Here is a 22,607-nt window from a genome sequence, read left to right on the forward strand (position 1 = left end):
CCGTTAACAATTATTTTTAACCACCAATTTTTTCTTCACATGAAAACTAATTTATTATGCAGTGCCTTTGCCGCACTGATGATGCTTACCGCCTGTAAAAAGGCTGACGGGGGCGAAGCCGATGCAGCCGATGCTGCAAGTATGGAAATGGTTGAAATACCCGAAGCCGTTTCTAAAGAAACAACGGCAGACGCCGCACCGCATAACACTGAAGAGTACGACCGTATTGTGGAAAACGATTTTAAAGACGCTACTTCAAATCCGCTTTCTACGTTTTCTATAGATGTAGACAACGCTTCGTACAGTAACGTACGCCGCATCATAGAATCCGGTAACCTGCCAGAAAAAGGGGCTGTGCGTATTGAGGAGTTCATTAACTATTTTGACTATAACTATCCGCAACCTGCGGGCGATTTGCCTTTTTCTGTTACAACCGAAGTATGGAATGCACCCTGGGCCAAAGACCACCAGTTGGTACGTATAGGCCTTCAGGGGAAAAAACTGGATTACAGCAGCGTAAAACCGGGTAATCTGGTATTCCTACTCGATACCAGCGGCTCTATGGACGATCCTAACAAGCTTCCGTTACTGCGCGATGCCTTTATGCTTATGGTAGATAACCTGCCTGCCGGTAGTCGCGTATCTATAGTAACGTATGCCGGTAGCGCGGGGCTGGTGTTGCCCTCAACGTCTGTAGATGAAAAGGATAAAATTAAAGAGGCGTTACAGAGTTTGCAGGCGGGAGGCTCTACCGCAGGAGGAGAAGGGCTGGAGCTGGCGTATAAAACCGCTGCGGCTAACTTTATAAAAGGGGGCAACAACCGCGTTATCCTGGCAACCGATGGCGACTTTAATGTAGGGGTAAGCTCGAGGTCAGGTCTTTTAGACCTGATAGAAAAAAATAAGGGCAACGAAATTTTCCTTACGATTTGCGGGTTTGGTATGGGTAATTATAAAGATGCCACCATGGAGGAAATCAGCAATTGGGGCGATGGCAATTACTTTTATATTGACAACATGAAGGAAGCACAAAAAGTTTTTGAAAAAGAATTGCTGGCTAATCTTTTTGTGATTGCAAAAGATGTAAAGATTCAGGTAGAGTTTAATCCCGAAAAAGTACAGGCATACCGGCTTATAGGCTACGAAAATCGCGTTATGGCAAACGAAGATTTTAACGACGATACTAAAGATGCAGGCGAACTGGGGGCAGGCCACCGCGTAACGGCATTGTATGAGGTGGTTCCTGTAGGGGTTAATTTTGAAACCCGTAAAACCGATAAGCTGAAGTACCAAAAGCCTACCGTAACCTCGGGTAACAGCGGCGATTTACTTACGGTGAAGCTTAGATACAAGTCTATTGGCGAACACAAAAGTTTACTGATTGAGCAGCCTGTAGCGCCGGTTTCCGTAACCCCGGGGAACGATGCCCGGTTTGTTTCTGCGGTGGCAGGTTTCGGGATGTTACTTCGCGACAGCAAGTATAAAGGTTCCCTGTCTTATGATATGGTAGAAGATCTTGCCAAATCAGGTATGGCGGGTAATGATGACTTTAAAGAGGAATTTATTAAACTCGTAAAAGAAGCTGCTACTCTTTCTTCCAAGAAAGGATAACAATATTGGTTTTTAGTGCAAAACTCCCTTAAGAATCTCTTGGGGAGTTTTTTGTTTGACGATATGGCATTAGTAAAGCTGAATTTCACCCACAACCAAAAAAAAAGCCCCTCTGAGAGAGGGGCAAAACCAACCAACCAAATAAGTTTTCCTAGTGCAGAAAACTTATAGTACAAATGTACTACAATTTTGTGTATTTAAAAAAATAAAATTTCGTTAAAAAATGATTTCTTAAGCGATTTTAAGACTATGCGCGGTAAACACCCTGATTTACAAGGTGGACTGAATTTTCGGAAATAAAAAAGTCGCGCACCTTATACGGTATCGCGACTCATTTTTGGCAATATAAGGTGCAGGTGGGATTCTCTTACAAGCTGCACCTTTGTATGATACCGGCATATTTGGGGGCTGCCAGTAGATTGGTAGGTATATTTTAAACCTTTCAGTATCAGTATTTATGCTCCTGAATTGTTTTTGTTTCTGTTTAACATTGCAAACATACTCCTAAAAAAAATCGGAAAATACCCGAAAAATAAAATCAGGTAAAAATACCTACCACTTGTTGTATTTTATATGTTTGATATGCAGCTGTTTACTTTTCGTCCAGTGCATGCGTAGTTACCCAGTACTTCCATCCTATAATCGCTTTTTGCAGTTTAGATGCCTTAGCCAGGTCCAGCTGCTGCCGGGTATAGTTGGGCAACAGCCATTTATTTAGTTTTGCAAGTAGTTTATACATGGTGCATTGTTTTTGGTACTGTAAAAATAACAAAAGGCAGCTGATTATCAGCTGCCTTTATTCATAACAGTTTGTTATGCTATATGTAAAACTAACCCAAAATATAGCTTATGCTTTTTTGCCCGCTGCTGCTTTTTGCTTGGCAATCTGTTTTTTCAGCTCCTTTTTTGTTTCCTCAAGTTGCTTTTTCGCTTCTTCAAGTTGCCTGCGTAGCGTAGCGTTATCGGCATTGCGGTTTTCCCTGTCTGCTCTTTTATCAATAATAATGGCCTTTCTTCCGGCTATTTCAGCACGCCTTGCTGCCAGTTCTGCCTGGCGTCCGGCACGTTCGGCAAGCCTTGAAGCATGTGCAGCCCAGGCGTTTATGTCGTCGTTACTCATACTTTCAATATCAGAAAATATCTTTAGGTCGCCCAGTTTTTCCAGCTCAGAGAAATCAAGTTGGCCCAAGTCTGCAAAGGCTTCCAGCCCTTCAGGGAATGCGCCGTGAAACTCAATAATGTCCCCCGAAACATCACCATCGGGCATGCTAAACGCAAACGCTGCCGAACCCGGTACGTTAATGCGGTTAACACTCACTTTATCAGCACGTTTTTTAGCTGTGGTTATTTCTATGGCGCCATCTTTTGCCTCCTTGCCGTATTTCTTTTTGCCTTCTTTACCTTTTAAAACATTTACCGAAGCTATCTCACGGTCAATAGGTAATTTTACGGGTGCACCTTTAGGTTGTCTTATACCATCTACCAGCACAAGAGTGTTGTCGGTTATATTCATGGCTACGGTACTACCGTCTGGGTCTTGCCCAAACCCCCTCTGCGGAACCGGTGGTGCCATAGGCGGTTCTAAACCGGGTACCGGTGGAGCGGGTATCATGTCTGCGGCTACTTCGGCTTCTTCTATGGGCATTGCATCATCTGCGGCGTCAACGGCCATTACAGCGTCTTTAGGCAGTTTTTTTATCCCCGGGTATACAGATATGCCTACCAGCTTTCCATTTTGCTGCTTGGCGGTTACTATAAAGGGTTTTATGGGGTCAGAGCTTTTTACATTATAAGCCTGTTCCTGGCCTTCGCCTTTAAGTTCCACTTTTATGGCGGTAATTTCTCCCTTGTCATTTTTTTCAATGAAACTCACATTAAAATCAACCCCTATTTCGGCAAACTTTTTCTTCAGCCCATCCAGCTCCTTGTTCTTGTCTGAATCTTTGTTGATTTCCGTTTGAATGGTAACCGACTCCTCAGAATGGCTACTGGTCGTGGTTTGCGGTGCTGATTTTTCGCGGGCTACTGTTTTTACCTGAAACGCCATTGTGAAAAGCGCTAATACAGGCAGTACAAGCGCGTATTTCCACGTGCTGTACCTGTGCGATCTTTGTTTGTTTAACATAACTATTCGTTTTTTGATTAAAGATTGATAAAAATGATTCGTAATACTAATGGGCTGTGTACCCAGTGCCAACCGTAGCATGGTTTTTTGGTACGCCGTTTTATCGGCTACCTGTTTTAATGCTTCGGCGTCGGCTATAAATTCCAGGTTTTGCGCTATGGCTTTTTTATACAGCCACGCTACAGGGTTAAACCAAAACAGTATGCAGTAGGCCTGAGACAGTAGCATATCAAGCGTATGCTTTTGCCTGCTGTGCACTTTTTCGTGGCTTATAATGCTTTCCAGTTCCTGTGGGGCCAGGGTAGAGGAATTAAAAACGATGTAATTAAAAAAAGAGAACGGTGAGGCTACCGCAGGCGAATCTACCAGTTTGTAAGGCTGTTGCCGTATAACCTGTTTATTACGCAGCATTTTTCGGATTTTAAAAATATCGGTAAAAAGTGCCACCATAAAAAAAGCTATGCCCAGTATATACACCGCACCGGCTACGTACCACCAGTTAAAAGGCTGTGGTTGTGCTACCTGTACTGCCTGCCCTTTAAGCGCGGTGGCTAGGTAGGCCAGCTGCGCGGCGCTTAACTGCTGTACGGGTTTTGGGTTTACCCAAATTACACGCGTGTATTCTACCAGCGGCAATAGGGCAGAGGTAATGAGCCCCGCCAGTAAAAAGCCCCGGTTAGCACTAAAAAAAGTTTCTTTTTTTAGCAACAGGTGATAGGCTGCAAAAAACGTAAGCAGCAATGCCGAAGCCTTAAGCGTATACAGTAGCAGTGTTTCCATACTATTCCTTATTTTTTTCTATCATATCCAGTATTTCGCGAAGCTCATCGGCACTGATTTTTTCTTCTTTGGCAAAGAAAGATACCATACTCTTGTACGAGTTGTTAAAGTAATTTTCCAGCGTGTTGCTTACAAAATGTGTGCGGTAGTCTTCTTTAGAAACTACAGGGTAGTACTGGTGGGTATTACCGTATGCGTTATGGCCTACGTATCCTTTTTCTTCCAGGTTGCGTATAATGGTGCTGTAGGTGTTGTAGTGTGGCTTGTCTTCGGGCGCTTCGGCAAGTACATCTTTTACAAAAGCTTTTTCCAGCTTCCATAGTATGTGCATTACTTCTTCTTCCTTATTTGTTAGCTTTTGCATGGTGTATTTTTTTAGTAATTCAAATGTATAACTATTTTTTTAGTTTTCAAACTAATTTTATAGTTTAATAACTACAAAATACGTTTTTTATTGTGTTCAGGCAATTTTTTTTGAAACAAAAAAGCCCCTTACTCAAGGTAAGAGGCTGTAAAACAACTTGTATTGGTGAAATTAAAATGTAGAAAATTCTCCGCTGCCCGTAACAGACAGGTCTTTTTTAGCAGGGTTGCCACCGTAACTTACCCCACCCGAACCGGTAATACGGCCTGTAATGGCTGATGTAGTAGTGGTACTTACATCGCCACTGCCGGTAACGGTAACATCGGTAGTGCTGCTGGTAAGTTTATCGGCATGGATATCGCCGGAGCCGGTTAAGCTGCACTCAAGCGCATCTGTGCTGCCCGATACGTTAATATCTCCTGAGCCCTGTAGCCTTACCTCAATTTTGTTTGCTTTTACCGGAACGGTTACATCTCCTGATCCGTTTAGGCTTATGGCGCAGTTATTAGTAATTACATCATTAGATACAATGTCGCCAGAGCCGCTAAGGTGTATTTTTTCTAAAGTTGTAAAGTACACGGTTACGGTTATTCCTTTACCATTTTTAAGGTTATAACCAGATTTAAGGCCTATGTACAGTTCTCCGTTCTTACTCTGGGTTTCTATAAGGGGCACAATATTTTCCGGCGCCTCTATTTTTACAGCGTCTTTATTGCTGTGTACCAGTTTTACCAGGAACGATGTATGCGCATCCAGCTTTGTAAAGCTTCCGGTTTCGCGGTTTTCGGTTACGGTAGGGCCCTGTGGTGTAATGCCCGCCATATTACTTACGCTGTTACAGGCAAATGCAAGGATGCCCAGACTAAAAAGTAAAACAATTTTTTTCATAATGCAGATGTATGTGATTGATGGTGTAATTAATTGCGGCTTATTTTAATGTCGCCGTAGCTTGTTTTTGCGGTTACCTTACAGTTGCCGCTTCCGCTTTTACTAGATCCTGTGTAGTGGGCTGTAAAGCTTTTTTCAGATGCTTCGTTAAAGTTAAGCAGGTCTTTACCGCTTATGCTGCCATATTCTGTAGTGAAGTCAAAAGTAAATCCAGCATCTGTTGCAAACCCTAAGCGTGTTTCGCCATACTCGTTTTTAACCGCTACTACACGGGTATCTTTACTAATGGTACTTACTTTAAGGTCGCCGTAGTTTAATGATGCTGTAAGCATACCATTAAGGCGGTCGCATTTTACGTTGCTGTAATCGCCATCTACTATTACCTTATCTGCCCAGCCTGCAACAAATTCGCTATATGCCATATTTGTTTTTACGTCGATTACGCTTTTTACCTTAAGGTCAGAATATTCGCTTTTTACATTGGCAGTGCCTATTTTACCGGCATCAATGCTGCTGTATTGCATACTTATTTCCGCTGATTTTACATAGCCTATTTTAGAATCCGAAGCATACTGTAAATCCAGTTTATTGTTTTCAGAATTTGCTTCATCTATATTAAGGCTGCCGTACTGAATTTTTACATTCATACCGCCATACATTTTGCCCAGGCGTATATCGCCATACGTGTTTCCTATGCCCAGCGTGCCGTTTTTTGGCATTTTTATGGTGTAATTAATTTCAAGGCTTATGTTCCTGCCTTTAAACTTACCCATACGGGTGTAGGCTTCCACTAAAGACGGGCTGTCTTTAAACTCCACATTTATACTTGCAAGGCGGTTGTTTACATCTTCCTCATCGTTACCGCTAACGGTAATTACCACATCTATGTTGGTTTTATTTTCATCCCAGGTGGTAATGGTTACGTTACCGTATTTGTTCATTACCTGAAGGGCTGCGGTGCTGTTTACGTTAAACGCACGGTTTATTTTTTTCTCTTTTAAATACTTCCCTTTTGTAATCCCGGCAAACGAAAGCACGGGAAACAGCAGTAACAGTAAGGTAATTTTATGTATTGCTTTCATGATAATTTTCCTTTATTTTTTTAATGTTTTCTATCTCAGTAAGTACATGTTCCAGAAACGATATCCGTGTTTGCAGGTTGGTTATCATAGCGTGGAGTATTTTTTTGCTTTCGCCTTTGGTATTCAGTTCATTCACCAGCTTATTATAGTCAGCTTCCAGGCCGTTCATGCGGGCTTGTGTATCCTGTACCAGTTTTCGTGTTTCGGGGCTGTCTTCGCGGGCTACCTTGGCCAGTTCTTTTTTAATAACCATATTAAAATACTCCTGTGTTTCGCGTGTTTTAGCCGACATATTGTTTAGCGCCACCTCGTGGTCAGTAGGGCGGTTTACAAAAATAAACGCAAGCCCAAGTACCATAATTACCGCTGCAGCCACAGGGGTAATTACCCAGAATATACCTTTTTTTCGTGGTTGTTGTTTTTCTTCCAGCCGGTCCATAAAGCGTTTATGGTGCCCCAATGGCGGTTCTTCGGTATCCCATTGGCCTTGCAGGTGTGCAAAAAGGTGGTTCAGGTCGTCATGTTTTTTCTCTTCGTTCATATTCCTTTCAGTTTTTTAATAAGGCTTTCTTTAGCCCTGCTAAGGGTGGTGCGGCAATTCCCTGCCGATATACCCATAATTTCACTAATTTCTTCCTGGTCGTAGCCCTCTATATACAGCAGTGTAAGGATAATGCGGTAATTTTCCTTGAGGCTGTTTATGGCGGCGTTTACCTGCTGTACCTGCATTTGCTGAAAGTCGACTTTTATCTCTTCTTTGTAGCCATCGTCTTCTACCTTGTACAGTACGTCTTCTAACGGGTCCATGGCACCCTGATTCAGTTTTTTATAGCAGTCCAGGCTGTGGTTTACCACTATACGTTTTAGCCAGGCGCCAAAGGCCACCTCTCCCTTATACGTATCTATTTTTGTAAATGCTTTAAGAAACGCCTCCTGCATTACATCTTCGGCCCAGTGCGCATCTTTTACCACACGCAGTGCTGTGTTGTACATGGCCTTATAATAGCGGTTGTACAGCTCAAACTGTGCACTGCGGTTACCCTCCCTGCAAAGGGCTATTAGCGGATCTGTATGCTGGCTTGTTACCGTCAATGTTTTGCGTTTGTTTGTTGCTTTTATATAATGACAGCTGTAAGGTAGTGTTTGTTACAGTTTGTAATAATTTTTTTTTGAAGGAATATCGTTATCGTGTGTTTACGGTAGTGTAATAGCGTTGTCTTTGTGCGGGTTTTACCGTATCTTTACACTAATTCTGATTAAATACATTTTAATGAAAAAAATACTACTTATGGCAGCGCTTGCTTTTTCGTGCGTTGCGGGAGCCCAGGCCTATAAGGGTAAAGGCGATACTAAACTGCAAATAGGTTTTAATGCACAGGATCATGCTAACGGTATTACCGGAACGGTAGACTTTGGCTTAGGCAAAAATCTTTCGTACGGTTTTTCGGCTACATATTTATTAAATGCCGACAGGATAGAGCCAAAAAAGGCAGGTTTTGATGACCGTGCCGACCTTAAAGCGCGCCTTAATGCTAACATAGGCGATGTAATTGGTATTTCAGATAAGCTGGATGTGTACCCGGGATTAAACCTGGGGCTGCGTAACTTTGGTGGACACCTGGGGGTACGTTATTTCTTTACCGATGGCTTTGGTTTATATTCTGAAGTTGCTGCGCCTTTTGCCCGATACAAAAGTAACCCGGTAGGGTATGATTATTATAATAACCAGTTTACGTTTCAGGTAGGGGCTTCCTTTAACCTGTAATGTAGAATGTATATATAAAGCGAAAAGGCTGCCCATGGGCAGCCTTTCGCTTTATAATTCAAAATTTATAATTTAAAATAAATTACTCCTGCATGGTGTGGTACACGTTCATAACGTCGTCATCTTCTTCAATTTTTTCAAGAAGTTTTTCCACATCAGCCACCTGCTCTTCGGTAAGCTGTTTTGTTACCTGAGGTATCCTCTCAAATCCTGAAGAAAGGATTTCAAGGCCGCGGTTTTCCAGCTCTTTCTGTATGGCTCCAAAGCTTTCAAACGGTGCGTACATAACAATACCGTCTTCATCGGCAAAGATTTCCTCTACACCAAAGTCTATCATTTCCAGTTCCAGTTCTTCTACATCCTGGCCTTCGGCAGGTATACGGAAGTTACAGGTGTGGTCAAACATAAACTCTACAGACCCCTGGGTTCCCAGTGTACCGTTACACTTATTAAAGTAGCTGCGTATGTTAGCTACGGTACGGTTATTATTATCTGTAGCGGTTTCTATAAGTATGGCAATGCCGTGCGGCGCGTATCCTTCAAAAAGTACCTCTTTAAAGTTAGCGGTATCTTTATCAGATGCTTTTTTAATAGCACGCTCTACATTGTCTTTAGGCATGTTTGCTGCCTTGGCATTTTGTATAACAGCCCTTAGCCTTGAGTTGGTTTCAGGGTTTGGCCCACCTTCTTTAACCGCCATTACAATATCTTTACCTATACGGGTAAAGGTTTTGGCCATGGCAGACCAACGTTTCATTTTCCTGGCTTTCCTGAATTCGAACGCTCTTCCCATAATGTTTACGTATTTGGAGCACAAAAATATAATTATTCATGCTTTTTGCCAAAACAAAACGAAAGCGTTTTTTAGTGCTTTTTGTATTTGTTAAGGTCGTGCAGAATATTTATCCCCTCTGCTATGTAAGGGTCTGTTTTTATGCTTTTTATCTTAAATTCGTTTACCGTTTTTACAAACTCAGGGCTTCCTTCGGCCTCGTAGCTGCCCGTTACGGGGATGTCCTGCTCTGTTTCGGCTATTTTTTTTATGTCTTTATACAATGCATCTGTGCTGTGCACCATGTTAAAAATCGCGTTAAACGTTACCGGCAGCTTTTTGCGATCCTCGTAGTATACTTTTTTAATCTGGTCGTTTAGCTTTTGCATAGCTACAAAACATGCATTTGTTTTTATGCGTTCATTGCTAAGGCTGGTCGCCTCTTTTATAGGCAGTTCGGGCAATTTTGCATAACGCAGTTTTAGAGGTATGGAATCGTTCGGAAGCGCATTTGGCAGCGCACTTTCGCGCTGTACCAGTAAATCAAAAAGGGTCGGTATGTTTACATCGGGCACTATGCCGCTGTACTGTGCGCTTTTTCCGCTTACGCGATAAAACCGGTCTATGGTAACCTTTACAAAGTCGTTTTCATCTTTCTCGGTAAGGGGCAATATATTTTGCATTGATGCTTTGCCGTGCGTGGTGCTGCCCACTATAACCGCCCGGTTATAATCCTGCATTACACCTGCAAAAAATTCGCTGGCCGAAGCACTGTAACCGTTAACCAACACCACCATAGGGCCGCTGTAAATCATGCCCCGGTTATAATCACGAATGGTATTGTACTGAAGGTCTTTATCGGTAAGGGTAGCTACAGGGCCGTAGTTTATAAACATGCCGCACAGTTGTATTACCTCGTCCATAGAGCCACCACCGTTAAACTGGAGGTCTACTATAAGGCCTTTAATGCCCTGTTCTTCCATTTTTGCTACCGCCGCCGCCGCGTCTGCCGCTACGCCTTTACCATCAGGATTGTCGTAATCAGTATAAAAGCTGGGTATTTTAAGGTATCCCGTTTTATTATCTCCTTTGCCCAGTATATAGTAGTATACAAGGTTTTGGTCGTCTTTCATTACTTCTTTTTCTACGGCAACCTGTGTGGTAGTACCGTCTTTTTTACGCAGTGTAAGCGTTACGCTTTTATAGGTGTCGCTGGTTAAAAACGTATTAACCGACTGCAATGTGGCGCAAGACACGGTTAAATCCTGCCCGTTTGCCGCTACCCGTATTATTTTATCGCCCTTGTCTATTTTACGGGTTTTAAATGATGGCCCTCCGGGAATTACGTCTTCTACCACCAGGTTTTCTTCATCTTCGGTGGTTACATACAGCCCCAGCGAATACCCCTGGGTGGAGATGTTAGACACAAACGACGATTTTTCGTTATAGTTAAAGTACGTAGAATGCGGATCGAAATACGAGCAGAACACCGAGAAGAACCTGTTGAATAAAGCATTCTCAAATCCTTCGGCAGGGTTTAGCAGGTTGTTTATACGGCACAGGTAGGTATCTGTAACCTTACTTTTTGTTTGCTGAAAAAGCTTTGGCAATACCTTTAGCAGCGAATCTTTATTGCTGCTGGTTTCGGCTATTTCTTCCAGTATGTCGTAGGTTATTTTTTTACGGTAATAACGTTTTATGCGTTCTACATCATTTATAAAGGGGAATGCTTTTTTAGAATAAAAAATGGTGTCTTTGGTAAAATAGCTCAGCTGCTCGCTTTGTATTTCCTCTACCATTTTTTTTCGCCTTAACAAAGCGGTTTTATAGGTCTTGGCAAAATCACCTAAAAAGCCGCATTGCGTTTTTTGTATGTAGTCGTCTATTTTTAAACGGTGTACACTCAGTGCCTTATACTCTGTCTCGGTAAACAGTACGTGGTTTTCGTCCAGGTCATCTATTATAGTATTAAATACGTAGGCAGAAAGGCTGTCGTTAAGCGGCTTTGGCTTAAAGTGCTTTTGCTGTAGCAGTGCGTTTATTTTAGAAAACTTGTCGCATGCCTCATCATACTGTTGTGCAAACAGATGGCAGGAAAAAAGTAAAAATAGTAAGGCGGTTTTCTTCATAAACGGCGTGATTGTATGCCAAATGTAACGAAAAAAGCCGCTAAACCCTTACGGTTTGCGGCTTAAATATTTTATAAAAAAATACCTACTTTTTGTAGAACGGAAGTTTTACCACTTTTGCAGCTACATCATTTTTACGGATGCGGATAAAAATTTCGCTGCCTTCTGTAGCAAGTTCGGTAGGGACATAACCCAGCCCGATGCCTTTGCCTAACGATGGCGATTGCGTGCCCGATGTTACTATACCTATAACTTCGCCTGCGGCATTTACAATTTCGTAATCATGGCGCGGAATACCACGCTCTGTAAGTTCAAACCCTACAAGTTTACGGCTTACGCCTTCTTCTTTTTGTTTTTTAAGTGCCTCGCTGTTTGTAAAGTCTTTAGTAAACTTGGTTATCCAGCCCAGGCCGGCCTCAATAGGGGAGGTGGTATCGTTAATATCGTTACCGTACAGGCAAAAGCCCATTTCCAGGCGAAGTGTATCGCGGGCAGCAAGGCCTATTGGCTTAATACCAAAAGAAGCACCGGCTTCAAACACCTTGTTCCATATTTGTTCTATCTCGGTGTTTTTGGCATAAATTTCAAAACCTCCGCTACCGGTATAACCTGTTGCCGAGATAATAACGTGCTCAATGTCTGCAAAATCAGCTACTTCAAAATGGTAGTATTTTATTGCCGAAAGGTCTATGCTGGTAAGTGCCTGCATGGCCTCTACCGCTTTAGGCCCCTGTATGGCCAGTAGCGAATAGTCATCTGAAAGGTTTCGCATATCTACACCCAGGTCGTTGTGTTTAGATATCCATTCCCAGTCTTTATCTATGTTGCTGGCATTAACTACCAGCAGGTATTGTTCGTCTTTAATTTTGTACACAATAAGGTCGTCTACAATGCCACCGTTGTTATTAGGCAGGCAAGAGTACTGTGCACGGCCCACGGTAAGGGTAGCAGCGTCGTTACTGGTTACTTTTTGTATCAGGGCAAGGGCATTAGGGCCGGTAAGTAAAAACTCACCCATGTGCGACACGTCAAATACGCCCACACCGCTTCTCACGGTTTCGTGTTCTATGTTTACTCCTTCATATTGTACGGGCATGTTGTAGCCTGCAAACGGTACCATTTTGGCACCTAACGATTCGTGAATGTGTGTAAGCGCTGTGTTTTTCATTTTTTTAAAGAATAAAATTTCCGGACGCTAATTTATTGAAAAAATCACAATAAAGGCTCCTAATTTTACGATATAACTGTTTTATTGTTCAGTGTTATAAAATTGGACTCCCCTTTTTTAAACCCTGTGTGCCAAACAGCCAAATTATGTACATTTGCATTATGCGATATATTGTAATACTATTATTATTCGTGGGCTTTTCAGCCAAAGCCCAGCAGGTAACCATGCACTGCGGCTACGATTTTACGTCGTACCTGGTAATTGACGCGCATGAAAGCGGAAAAACAGAAAACATAAAAAACCTGAAGGTTACCGTGGTAGACAGCCTGGGTAGGGATGTTATAAATGTAGGTAACATATACAGCTGGAACCGTGCCAACGAGCCGCTTAAGTTTAAGCAAAACTACGCCATAGGCGATGACAACCAACCATTACCCGCAGGCACTAAGCTTACCGGAAAGGAACGCTGGTTTTTTCCGTACGCTAAAGATAATTATGTACTCTCAGTAGCCAACACTTTCCCGGCAGACCGTTTTAGCTTAAAGATAGAAGATGTAGACGGTAAGGAAAATGGCGGCCAGTTTAAAACTGTGATACAGCCACTGTATTCATACAATATGTATGTGCTTTGTAGTAACGAAAGCCAGCAGGCAGCTATAAAGTTTGGCCGGAAAATGAATAAGCCTATAGATGTAGTACTCGAAAAAAAGTAACAAAAAACAAATAAACCAATCATGTCTAAATCAATTTCTTTTGTGGCTGTATTAGTTGCCGCAACATTTATTTCATGTAAAAATGAAAAAAAAGAACCCGCTCCGGAAAAAACGGATACTGTGGTTACTACACCATCTAAATTGCCAAAGGATAATCAAAGTGCAGACAAGGAACAAATAACCCAACTTATACGCAGAACATTAGTGTGGGCAGACGGGAAAGCCCCTGATTTGTTGCCTGCTTTAGAAAATCCAGGGGATACGGTTTCTACAGGCATCGATTTTAAAAAGCAGGTTGTAAATCTTAACATTTTAAAGGCTTCCGGTTTTTTTTCTAAGGAGTTTGTGGATAACGCCAGTAACATAGCAAAAACAATAGACAAGAATTTAAAGGCAGGTAAATATGGCGTGTGGGATACGCGTGAAATTCCACCGTTTAATATTTATAACGATGTAAATCCATGGTGCAACTGCCAGGATAATTTTGAGTGGGATGAAGTAGAAACAGAGGTTATTAGCCTGGATGATAATAAGGGTGAGCTTAAATGGAAATTTCGGACAAGCCCTAACGATGATCAAAGTTGGAAAGATTTCAGCTACAAGTTCAGGGTAGTAAAGGACGGTGGTGAATGGAAAATATCCTACATGGAAGGCTTTGATTATAACGAAGCCACAAAAGTTTTTTAAAAATCTAACTGAAAATATAAAAGCCCGTAACTTTACAATGGTTACGGGCTTTTTTTATACACTTAGGTTAGGGAAGTTACATTGTTTATTTGGTATACAATAACGATGCAAGGCTGGCATCACGCTGGTACACGTCGTCAAAAAAAGCTACGTTACCATTTTCATCTGCCCATGCGGTAAAGTAGGTAAGGTATACTGGTATTTTCTTTTTCAGTACATAACTGTTTTCTTTACCCGCATTCATAGCCTTATCTACTTTGGCCTCATTCCATCCACCATCTTTACCGGTAATTTTTATGGCAAGTTCACGGGCTTTTTCCACACGTACACAGCCGTGGCTGTAGGCCCTGTCGTCTTTATTAAACAAGCCTTTTGCAGGTGTATCGTGCAGGTAAATATTGTTTGTGTTTGGGAACATAAACTTTACAAGCCCCAGCGAATTGGTTCCGCCCGGTTTTTGCCTTATGTGTTTGCCGTTATAGTATTCCATATTGTGGTCGGCAAGGTAGTTAGGGTTCTTAGCTATGCCCGGCTTAATTTCTTTTTCTACAATGCTCGGCGGCACGTTCCAGTATGGGCTAAACACTATGTAGCTCATTTTTCCGCTAAAAATAACCGTACGGTTAGCTTCTTTACCCACCACTACATTAGAGGTAAGGTCTATTTTTCCATCCCTTACATAGCGCAGCCTGTACGATGGTATGTTTACAGCTATGTATTCCTTTTCCTTATCTATATCTGTAGGTACCCAGCGGCAACGCTCCATATTAACGGCAATGGTACGTATGCGCTCTGCCACAGGTATGTTTAGTTCCTTTATAATACTTTCTGTAACTACGCCTTTATAAGTACGGTAGTGGCTATCTTCGTATTTTTTAACTGCGTCATTCAGTTCGCTGTCAAATTCGCGTTTTTTATCGTCGCTTTTCAGGTACCCCTCTACGGCAAGGCGCGCCCTTAAGGCCGCTACAGCAGTACCGGTATCGCCCTCTTTAAGTGATTTTTGTCCTTCGTCAAGAGTAATGGTTTTCCATCCGCCTTTTTTCTCGATGTCCCTGTACTTTTGTAATCCTTTTTTAAGATTGTTGTACTGGCTAAACACTTTAGACGAACTACCGTTTATCTTTTGCGGATCCTGCATAAGCGTGTCCAGGTAGGCTACATAATCCGTGTGCTGGCGTGGCAGGTACCAACCCGTTTCGCGGCTTTTATCGGTAGGCAGTCCGCCCATGGTCTTATCTGCCCAGTAAAAGTACATACCAGATATAAGCAACTCAGAGTTTACGTTTGGCTTTTCGCCCCGGCCAGAATCCTGGAACAAATCGTCGAGTACGTTTTTGTAAGGTACTTTAGCCGGTAAACCCTCGTCGTCGAGCTGGTTTACACGGTTGTAAATAACCTCGGCAAATTCTATAAGCCCACGTTTTTCGTGCCAAATGTAATGCGGGTGTTTACGGTACAGCTTGCGTATCTGGCTGCTGTAGGTTTTATAATCCGGATATTGATTAAAAAAGCCGACAAATGCTGTAGTATCCAGCGGTAATATTTTGTCTTCGTGGTCGTGCGTTTCGGTAGACGCGTCCACTTTGTCTTTGTTGTCTTTTTTGCAAGACGTAAGGCTGGTTAATAAGGCAATGCCCAGCACTGCTAAAATCTTCTTCATAAAGTAGGTTTCCTTTTTTTTATAAATGTAGGAAGAATTTTAATAAATAAAAGAGCCCAATACACCATTAACGCATAATTAGCACTATTGGCTAACAGACTGTTAAAGTGCCTTACATGATATTTGTCATAGTTTTTTGATGTAGGCGCCACTACCTTTATGTTGCGTAATACCAGTGTAACTTATGTTACTGTGGTAGTAACATCGCCGCACTAATTTTACAGTATAAATTAATTACAGTACTATGAAAGTAGAACAAATATACACAGGCTGCCTGGCGCATGCCGCATATTATATAGAGAGTAACGGTGAGGCTGCGATTTTTGATCCGCTACGTGAGGTTCAGCCGTATATAAACCGTGCCGCAAAAGATGGCGCTACCATTAAGTACGTTTTCGAAACGCATTTCCATGCCGATTTTGTAAGCGGTCACCTGGATTTGAGAGAAAAAACCGGGGCGCAAATAGTGTTTGGCCCTACTGCAAAACCCGGTTACGAAGCTATTGTAGCCGAAGACGGACAGGTGTTTAGCGTGGGTAACAGCAAAGTAAAGGTGTTGCACACGCCCGGACATACCATGGAAAGTACTACCTACCTGCTTATAGATGAAAACGGTAAGGAACACGGTATTATAACAGGCGATACCTTATTTATAGGCGATGTAGGCAGGCCGGATTTAGCACGTCACGTGGTTTTTGAACTTACACAGGAAAAACTGGCAAGGCACCTGTATCATTCGCTTCGGGATAAGATTATGCCACTGCCGGATGATTTAATTGTATATCCTAATCATGGGGCAGGTAGTGCGTGCGGTAAAAAAATGAGTAAGGAAACTACCGATACACTGGGCAACCAAAAGAAAACCAACTATGCCCTGCGCCCGGATATGACTGAGGATGAGTTTGTGCACGAGGTGCTTAACGGGCTTACCACACCACCGGGTTACTTTCCTAAAAATGTGGTAATGAACGTAAAGGGCTACGAAAGCCTTGATGCGGTTCTTAAACGTGCAAAACATCCGCTGAGCCCGGTAGAGTTTGAGGTTACCGCAAATGTAACCGGCGCCCTTGTGCTCGATGTACGCAACCCTGAGGAATTTGCCAAAGGTTTTGTGCCTAACAGTATAAACATAGGGTTAAACGGAAGTTTTGCCATGTGGGTAGGGGAGATGGTTAAAGATATTAACCAAAAGATACTACTTATTACCGAGCCGGGTACTGAAGAAGAGGCTATGATTCGACTTAGTAGGGTGGGGTATGACCATACTATAGGTTTCCTTAAAGGTGGATTTGAAGCCTGGAAAGCCGAGGGTAAACCCGTTGACACGGTAAACCGCATTTCAGCTGCCGAGTTTGAAACGTACTATAATAAGAATGTACCTGTTTTTGATGTGCGTAAGGCCAGCGAGTATGATAGCGAGCACGTTATTAATGTGGAGAATGTACCGCTTAATGCCATCTACGAGAATTTGGCATTGTTCCCTAAGGATAAAGAATTTATACTGCACTGTGCGGGCGGTTACCGCAGCATGATTGCGGCAAGTATATTAAAACAACTGGGCTATGATAACTTTGCCGATGTGGTGGGGGGATTTGCAGAAATAGCTAAAACAACTGTGCCGAAAACTGCCTACGTGTGCCCAAGCACTTTGTTGTAGGCTAAAAATATGTTGCCATTTTCACTTTTTTTAAAGCCCTGTTAATACTATTGGCGGGGCTTTTTTAATTCAGTAATTTTAAGACACAAACAGCAAAATAAGCAAATTACTATGGATAAATTTCAATCGCTCATAAACGGAAGCAAGCCGGTGCTGGTAGATTTTTTTGCTACCTGGTGCGGCCCTTGTAAAATGATGGCGCCCATACTTACCGAAGTAAAGGAAACCCTGGGCGACAGCGTAACGATAATAAAAATTGATGTAGATAAAAACCAGTCGCTTATGGCAAGCCCGCAGTTTCAGCTTAGGGGTGTGCCTACGCTTATGCTTTTTAAGGAGGGAAAAGTACTGTGGAAACAAGCCGGCGTAGTGCCTAAAGAAGAAATTGTAAGCCGGATTAAAAGCGTCTGTTAAGTTTTCAGTCTCAGTTTTCAGTCTCAGTCTGGATATACCAGTACTAATAAATGAGAAGGTATATATATGATTTTAGATTTCAGATTCCACTCTATTTAAAATCGGAGTGTTATTTAATCTGAAATCTAAAATCTAAAATTTTAATGCTGAAATCTATAAAGGTTCCTGTTGGCTAAGGCAGTGGAAACTGCCAAGGCCCCAAATCAGGTCTGTACTGTCTATGCCTATAACCTCACGCCCTTTAAAGCAGTCAGTTAGTATATCCAAAGCCTTTTTATCGTTAATATTATCCTGGAACGTAGGCACAATCACGCTTTCATTAGCTATGTAAAAGTTAGCATACGACGCCGGTAGCCTTTGGTCTTCCCATATAACAGCCTTTGGCATAGGAAGCTCTATAATATTTAGCTGTTTGCCATCCTGAAGGCGCATGCCTTTTAGTAGGTTCAGGTTTTCCTGCAGCAGATGATAGTTGTCGTCGTTTTTGTTTTCTTCTACAACCGTAACTACGGTGTCTTCGTTTACAAAACGGGTAATATCATCTATATGGCCATCGGTATCATCGCCTACAATACCGTCGCCTAACCATAAAATGTGTTCTACACCGTAATATTCGGTAAGATACTCTTCAATCTGGCTCTGGTTAAGGTGCGGGTTACGATTTTCGTTAAGCAAACAAGCTGTGGTAGTAAGCAGTGTGCCTTTGCCGTTAAACTCCACGCTACCGCCTTCCATAACAATGTCGGCATTAAAAACCTTAAGGCCTAATGCCTCCCCTATACGGGTAGGAATAACATCGTCCAGGTTAAACGGAGGGTACTTACCGCCCCATGCGTTATAGCCCCAGTCTACTACTGCTTTTTCTCCGGTTTGTTTGTTTACTACAAACGCCGGGCCGTGGTCGCGGCACCAGGCATCATTAGTAGGGTGGGAGTAAAAAGTAACTTCGCTCAGCTTAGCGTTTTTAACCAGTGGCAAGTAGGTATTCAGCTCGTTTAATGCGAACTGCTTCATGGCTTCATCGGCCACGTTAATGCATACCTTTTGGTGTCGGCTTACCTGTAGTATAAACTCGCAGTAGGGCTTATATATGGTATGCAGCTTACCCGGCCATGATTCTTCTTTATGAGGCCATGAAAGCCAAAGCGCACGCTGTGGTGCAAACTCGGCGGGGAAGCTAAAGCCTAACGATTTAGGCGTTTGTATATCTGTAAGTAATGACATTTTTTTGATATTGAGCCTCTATTCCTTAATTTATTTTAGGATAGGCTAACGTGAAACATTAAGATTGCTTCGTAGTACCTCCTCGCAATGACATGCGGATAAACAACCTGAAACTTTTACCTTCGGACTTCAGACTAATCGTTGTCCAGATACCTCTTTGTTATCGGCTGGTAGCTGTCTATGCGGCGGTCTCGAAGGAAAGGCCAGTGCGTGCGGTAGTGGTCTGTAAGTTTAGTATCTACATCTACCACTACGGTTTCTTCCTCATCATGCGTGCCGAGGTACAACAGTTTACCCTGCGGGTTAGCTACAAAGCTGCCGCCCCAAAACTTCATGGCACCGTCTTGCTCATAACCTACACGGTTAACGCTTACTACGTGCACACCATTTGCCACAGCATGGCTGCGCTGTATGGTTTGCCAAGCGTCATATTGTTCTTTGTTAGTGTCTTCGTCTTGGTCTGTAGCCCATCCTATGGCCGTAGGGTAGAACATAATTTCTGCACCCATAAGGGCGGTTATGCGGCTCGCTTCCGGATACCACTGATCCCAACAGATAAGCACACCGATTTTGGCAAACTTAGTCTGGAATACTTTGTAACCCAGGTCGCCCGGTGTAAAGTAAAACTTCTCATAAAACGCTGGGTCATCCGGTATGTGCATTTTACGGTATTTGCCCAGGTAGGTACCATCTGCATCTATAACCGCGGTAGTATTGTGGTACAGGCCTTCGGTACGTTTTTCAAATAACGATGCTATAATAACCACGCCCAGCTCCTTAGCCACTTCGCTAAGTGTTTCTGTGCTTGGTCCCGGTATAGCCTCGGCCAGTTTAAAGTTTTCATAATCTTCTACATCGCAAAAATAAAGCGACGTAAACAGTTCCTGAAGGCATACAATCTGAGCGCCTTTAGCAGCGGCGTTACGAATTTCGCGTATGGCCTTATCTATATTTGGCTGCTTTTCTTTTACGCAGCTCATTTGTACCAATCCTACTTTTACTTTACCCATTTCTTGGTGTTTATAAAAATTTGAACGGCAAATTTACGCATTTTTTTCGGGATTAAATCTACCGCTATAGTTAGTGTTTGGTTAATTAAAAACAAGGTTACTAGCGGGCAAAAAAATAAGATTGCCGTACCGATGCCCCGGCACAGCAATCTTTTTCAGGTTGGTTGGCATTATATATTAACGAGCCCCCTGTTAATATCTTTCATTATAGGGATTAGCAAGTTTCTTCATGGCTAATCTAGTGCTCTTATTTCAGTTATCAGCTAGGATTTTCACTATAAAAACTATAGGTGTTTGCCTATAACATACGCCATGTCGCGGCGGTAACTTTATACTGAGCCCAAATTGGTTTTCTACGCGCGCAAAACCGATACTATTCTACTTCGAAGTAAACACACTATTTATCCAACTTTTTAATACCAATTTTTTAACAACCATTACCATGAAAAAAATTATCGCAGTGTTCGCACTCGCACTTCTATTTGTGCAGTGTGCAGAGGAATCTATGCCTTCAACTGAAACAAATGTTTCATCCTCTATTACAAAAAAACCGGGGGGCAACTGGCCTTTGCTGGTTAGAAAAAACTCTGTTACCGATAAGTTTGTTACATCTTATTCAAAAATAATCGCAGACAACGACTCCATTTTTTACTATGTTGACTTGTCTTTAGAGTCAGATGTAACTGAAATTGTAAACTGGCTTATAAACAACGATGATGTTATAGATTATCTGGCTTCATATCAAAACATAGAAGCCTCGCACAAATTAGATCTTGCACTGTATCCGCAGGTACTTTTAGTGCCAGATACCGATTTTAAAGCCATTTCCCTGCCCGATATAAGAAGTACTATTGAGGGTTCCGGAGCCGTGTTTGGTAACCATTTTCAGTATTTTTTAAGTTTTTCTGTAAAAGACGAAGAGGCAACGGTGCAGGCTGCTCCTTATGTGCAAAACGGCACATGCTATTCTATGCCTTTAATAAACAGTATTGTAGCTAATAATCAGCTTAACCCGAATATTACTGTTTTTGAATTTGCCCAAGCCACTATTAATAGCCAAAATACCCTTATATTTAGGGTGAAAAATACGGGGGGTAATTACATGTATTACGATTTTTCTAACAACCCTCCTATACGTTAATGGTATAGTATGGATAGTGTATACGGGTACTTAAATTTTGTTCAGTTGTACGTTTTAGTTACTTTTTTTTTAATGCTGGCCTTACGCCGCGGATTAAGCAATAATACAGAACTAAAAACCATAATTACAGTGAGCCTGTTAAGCGAAATAGGGTCACTTATACTGGTTTACCATAATGTTAGTATTAACTATGCTTACAATACCGCTTTGCTGTTACACCACACACTGTGGCTGTTGCTTATTGTAAGACAATTTGGCTACACAAAACAACTCTATTTAGTACCCGTATCCTTTTTCATTTTTGGCGTTTGCAACCTGATTTTCGGCGAAGGCATAGATAACTTTAACTGTAACACTTTTATAATAGGTTCGTTTATGTATCTTATTGTTTTTATTACAGAAAGTTTCCGGCAATTACAGCGAGAAAATTTCGACTTTTTTTCGGCTCCGTCGTATTTAATGCTTTTTGCCCCGGTTATGTTTTTTTTAGGTTTAAGTTTTGAGTTTAGTTTCAGGAACTATGAGCTTGGTAACAGTCTTGTGTTCGGTTTAGTGCGTTTATACACTTTTATAAGCTATTTTGTAAACATTATATACTACACATTTTTAATTATTTATATTTTAAAAGTAAACCAACCTAAGTATGCAAGATAACGTAGCCTTTGGCATTATTGTAAGTATATTACTGGTTAGCCTTATTATACTTTTTTGTGCACTCATTATAAAATTATATATCCGTAAGGTTAAAAATTACACCAAACTGATTTACGAAAAAGATCTGGATTACGAGCGTACGCTAAAGCAAACCATACTGGAAACACAGGAGCAACTACTGTTAAACGTATCAAGGGAGTTACATGACGATGCCGGGCAGCAGCTTACCTACCTTAATTTTATGGTAGAGCATTTAAAATACGATGCGCCCGAAATAACGCCTGGACTAGATAACTTAAGTAATGCGCTTGCTAATTTATCTAATTCGGTACGGCGGATGAGCCACTCATTAAACGGGCAAATGCTGGTACAGCAAAACATAGTGCGCGCCATACAGGCTGAAACACAACGGCTAACGCAGCTAAACGCCTTTAAGGTTAATTTTGTTACCGATGCCGATGAAACAAAATCGCTGGCGCCTAATGCGCAAATCGTGATTTTTCGTATCTTTCAGGAAATAACCAACAACATTTTAAAATATGCTAATGCTACCGAAGTAACCATTAGTATTAAAACCGAACCAAGATTTAAATTTACAGTATCCGATAACGGGTGTGGTTTTGACTACCAGGCTATTAAGGCTTCCGGTAGCAAAGGCATGGGGCTTGCTAATATTGAAAACCGTGCAGCACTTGTAGGGATGGACGTAAGAATAACTTCCTCTCCCGCGGGTACAACAGTATGTGTAAGTGAGAAATAA

General features: G+C 42.0%; 22 protein-coding genes. 9 read left to right on the forward strand and 13 right to left on the reverse strand.

All coding sequences use genetic code 11. The features are described 5' to 3' along the window. The first annotated feature begins 39 nt into the window (after positions 1–39). A complete protein-coding gene (locus tag ACLI08_RS06025) occupies positions 40–1,611 on the forward strand; it encodes a vWA domain-containing protein (RefSeq protein WP_411427561.1) in 1,572 nt (523 codons plus the stop codon). Between the two features lie 592 nt (positions 1,612–2,203). Here the strand turns inward: ACLI08_RS06025 and ACLI08_RS06030 are convergent. The 7 genes from ACLI08_RS06030 to ACLI08_RS06060 all read right to left on the reverse strand — a co-directional run bounded on the left by ACLI08_RS06030 (position 2,204) and on the right by ACLI08_RS06060 (position 7,942). Further along, complete coding sequence (locus ACLI08_RS06030) at positions 2,204–2,350, reverse strand: SsrA-binding protein (RefSeq protein WP_411427562.1); 147 nt, start codon at positions 2,348–2,350, stop codon at positions 2,204–2,206. Between the two features lie 108 nt (positions 2,351–2,458). After that, entirely contained in the window at positions 2,459–4,516 is a 2,058-nt protein-coding gene (locus ACLI08_RS06035; RefSeq protein WP_411427563.1) for a M56 family metallopeptidase, read from the reverse strand. 1 nt (position 4,517) lies between these two features. Next, the gene (locus ACLI08_RS06040) at positions 4,518–4,880 is read right to left on the reverse strand and encodes a BlaI/MecI/CopY family transcriptional regulator (RefSeq protein WP_411427564.1); all 363 of its coding nucleotides are present in this window, start codon (positions 4,878–4,880) and stop codon (positions 4,518–4,520) included. A 171-nt stretch (positions 4,881–5,051) separates the two neighbouring features. Continuing rightward, positions 5,052–5,768: a head GIN domain-containing protein gene (locus ACLI08_RS06045; RefSeq protein ID WP_411427565.1), complete on the reverse strand. Its 717-nt coding sequence runs from the start codon at positions 5,766–5,768 to the stop codon at positions 5,052–5,054. A gap of 29 nt (positions 5,769–5,797) precedes the next feature. Next, positions 5,798–6,850 carry a hypothetical protein gene (locus ACLI08_RS06050; protein WP_411427566.1) on the reverse strand — a complete coding sequence of 351 codons (1,053 nt, stop codon included), beginning with the start codon at positions 6,848–6,850 and terminating at the stop codon, positions 5,798–5,800. After that, positions 6,834–7,391 carry a hypothetical protein gene (locus ACLI08_RS06055; RefSeq protein WP_411427567.1) on the reverse strand — a complete coding sequence of 186 codons (558 nt, stop codon included), beginning with the start codon at positions 7,389–7,391 and terminating at the stop codon, positions 6,834–6,836. Before ACLI08_RS06055 ends, ACLI08_RS06050 begins: the two co-directional genes overlap by 17 nt. Further along, positions 7,388–7,942 carry an RNA polymerase sigma factor gene (locus ACLI08_RS06060; protein WP_411427568.1) on the reverse strand — a complete coding sequence of 185 codons (555 nt, stop codon included), beginning with the start codon at positions 7,940–7,942 and terminating at the stop codon, positions 7,388–7,390. The genes ACLI08_RS06055 and ACLI08_RS06060 overlap by 4 nt, the downstream gene beginning before the upstream one ends. Before the next feature lie 178 nt (positions 7,943–8,120). Here ACLI08_RS06060 and ACLI08_RS06065 point away from each other — a divergent pair, with 178 nt between their 5' ends. Next, complete coding sequence (locus tag ACLI08_RS06065; protein ID WP_411427569.1) at positions 8,121–8,615, forward strand: DUF6646 family protein; 495 nt, start codon at positions 8,121–8,123, stop codon at positions 8,613–8,615. A gap of 82 nt (positions 8,616–8,697) precedes the next feature. On the opposite strand, the gene ACLI08_RS06070 is transcribed toward ACLI08_RS06065, so the two are convergent. The 3 genes from ACLI08_RS06070 to gcvT form a co-directional block, all read right to left on the reverse strand. Next, on the reverse strand, positions 8,698–9,408 hold the full coding sequence (locus ACLI08_RS06070) for a YebC/PmpR family DNA-binding transcriptional regulator (protein ID WP_411427570.1): 711 nt from the start codon (positions 9,406–9,408) through the stop codon (positions 8,698–8,700). A gap of 71 nt (positions 9,409–9,479) precedes the next feature. Then, positions 9,480–11,516, reverse strand: coding sequence for a carboxy terminal-processing peptidase (locus ACLI08_RS06075; RefSeq protein WP_411427571.1), 2,037 nt, complete (start codon positions 11,514–11,516; stop codon positions 9,480–9,482). 85 nt (positions 11,517–11,601) lie between these two features. After that, entirely contained in the window at positions 11,602–12,684 is a 1,083-nt protein-coding gene (gene gcvT / locus ACLI08_RS06080; RefSeq protein WP_411427572.1) for a glycine cleavage system aminomethyltransferase GcvT, read from the reverse strand. Positions 12,685–12,845: 161 nt separating this feature from the next. On the opposite strand from gcvT, the gene ACLI08_RS06085 reads away from it, so the two are divergent. Both ACLI08_RS06085 and ACLI08_RS06090 read left to right on the forward strand, forming a co-directional pair. After that, positions 12,846–13,397, forward strand: a complete 552-nt coding sequence (locus ACLI08_RS06085) for a hypothetical protein (RefSeq protein ID WP_411427573.1) — start codon at positions 12,846–12,848, stop codon at positions 13,395–13,397. A 21-nt stretch (positions 13,398–13,418) separates the two neighbouring features. Then, complete coding sequence (locus ACLI08_RS06090) at positions 13,419–14,084, forward strand: hypothetical protein (RefSeq protein ID WP_411427574.1); 666 nt, start codon at positions 13,419–13,421, stop codon at positions 14,082–14,084. A gap of 85 nt (positions 14,085–14,169) precedes the next feature. Here the strand turns inward: ACLI08_RS06090 and ACLI08_RS06095 are convergent, their stop codons facing one another. Beyond that, positions 14,170–15,747 (reverse strand): L,D-transpeptidase family protein, encoded by a 1,578-nt coding sequence (locus ACLI08_RS06095; protein WP_411427575.1) that lies wholly within the window; start codon positions 15,745–15,747, stop codon positions 14,170–14,172. Positions 15,748–15,991: 244 nt separating this feature from the next. Between ACLI08_RS06095 and ACLI08_RS06100 the strand changes: the two genes are divergently transcribed. Both ACLI08_RS06100 and trxA read left to right on the forward strand, forming a co-directional pair. Further along, positions 15,992–17,404: an MBL fold metallo-hydrolase gene (locus ACLI08_RS06100; RefSeq protein WP_411427576.1), complete on the forward strand. Its 1,413-nt coding sequence runs from the start codon at positions 15,992–15,994 to the stop codon at positions 17,402–17,404. Between the two features lie 75 nt (positions 17,405–17,479). Beyond that, the gene (gene trxA / locus ACLI08_RS06105; RefSeq protein ID WP_411428007.1) at positions 17,480–17,818 is read left to right on the forward strand and encodes a thioredoxin; all 339 of its coding nucleotides are present in this window, start codon (positions 17,480–17,482) and stop codon (positions 17,816–17,818) included. A gap of 153 nt (positions 17,819–17,971) precedes the next feature. Here trxA and ACLI08_RS06110 read toward each other — a convergent pair whose 3' ends face one another. Continuing rightward, complete coding sequence (locus ACLI08_RS06110; RefSeq protein WP_411427577.1) at positions 17,972–19,042, reverse strand: agmatine/peptidylarginine deiminase; 1,071 nt, start codon at positions 19,040–19,042, stop codon at positions 17,972–17,974. A 134-nt stretch (positions 19,043–19,176) separates the two neighbouring features. Then, positions 19,177–20,052, reverse strand: a complete 876-nt coding sequence (locus ACLI08_RS06115) for a carbon-nitrogen hydrolase (RefSeq protein WP_411427578.1) — start codon at positions 20,050–20,052, stop codon at positions 19,177–19,179. A 442-nt stretch (positions 20,053–20,494) separates the two neighbouring features. Between ACLI08_RS06115 and ACLI08_RS06120 the strand changes: the two genes are divergently transcribed. The 3 genes from ACLI08_RS06120 (at position 20,495) to ACLI08_RS06130 (ending at position 22,607) form a co-directional block, all read left to right on the forward strand. After that, entirely contained in the window at positions 20,495–21,193 is a 699-nt protein-coding gene (locus tag ACLI08_RS06120) for a hypothetical protein (RefSeq protein WP_411427579.1), read from the forward strand. A gap of 129 nt (positions 21,194–21,322) precedes the next feature. Then, the gene (locus ACLI08_RS06125) at positions 21,323–21,847 is read left to right on the forward strand and encodes a hypothetical protein (protein WP_411427580.1); all 525 of its coding nucleotides are present in this window, start codon (positions 21,323–21,325) and stop codon (positions 21,845–21,847) included. Continuing rightward, positions 21,837–22,607, forward strand: coding sequence for a sensor histidine kinase (locus ACLI08_RS06130; RefSeq protein WP_411427581.1), 771 nt, complete (start codon positions 21,837–21,839; stop codon positions 22,605–22,607). The genes ACLI08_RS06125 and ACLI08_RS06130 overlap by 11 nt, the downstream gene beginning before the upstream one ends.

This window comes from Flavobacterium sp. RNTU_13, assembly GCF_046614455.1.
In the GTDB taxonomy this organism is placed as follows: Bacteria; Bacteroidota; Bacteroidia; order Flavobacteriales; family Flavobacteriaceae; genus Flavobacterium.